Source organism: Bradyrhizobium sp. CCBAU 11357 (genome assembly GCF_028128865.1).
GTDB lineage: Bacteria > Pseudomonadota > Alphaproteobacteria > Rhizobiales > Xanthobacteraceae > Bradyrhizobium.
The window spans coordinates 1-702 of sequence record NZ_LBJW01000033.1 but is presented as its reverse complement, the minus strand read 5'-3'; the positions used below and the strand labels follow the sequence as shown (position 1 = coordinate 702).

Sequence of the window (702 nt, the reverse complement as noted above, 5' to 3'; positions counted from 1 at the left end):
CGCTGGGGGATGAGACACCTGACCACACGACAATCTGGCGCTTCCGTGAAGCTTTGCAGCGGGCCGGTTTGGACGAGAAGCTGTTCGCAGAGATCCTGCATCAGATCGACGCGCAAGGGTTGGTGGTACGGCGGGGCACATTGATCGACGCGAGTCTGATTCCTGCGGCCGTGAAGCCGCCGAAGCCTCCAGAGGACCCGCAGCCTCCCGGCCCGGACGGTCGTGAACCGAGCAAACTGGTCAACACCGAGCGCGATCCGGATGCGCGCTGGACCAAGAAGGGCGGCAAGCGATACTTCGGCTACAAAGCCCATGTCGGCATCGACCAGGGCTCGGCGATCATCCGCCGCAGCAGGCTGACCGACGCAGCGGTCAACGACACGGTGCCGGCCGACGAGTTGATCTGTGGTGATGAGAAGGCGGTCTATGCCGACCAAGCCTATGACAAGCACGAGCGCCGCAGCGGGCTCGCTGCGCGGGGAATCAAGCCGCGGCTGATGTTCCGGCCGAACAAGCATCATCCGCTGACCGAGCGGCAGAAGCGCTTCAACGATGCTGTGGGAAAGCGCCGCGCACCGGTCGAGCAGGTCTTCGCACGTCTCAAGGGCAGCTACCGCTGGGCGCGCGCCCGTTATCTGGGCTTGGCGCGCAATCAGGCGCATCTGCGCCTGATCTGCCTTGCCATGAACCTCAAACGATGGG

At 64.2% G+C, this 702-nt stretch carries 1 protein-coding gene; it reads left to right on the top strand.

Translation table 11 applies throughout. The features are described 5' to 3' along the window. The coding region (locus tag XI05_RS08940) for an IS5 family transposase (protein ID WP_271500704.1) at nt 1-702 on the top strand (702 nt) is incomplete at both ends.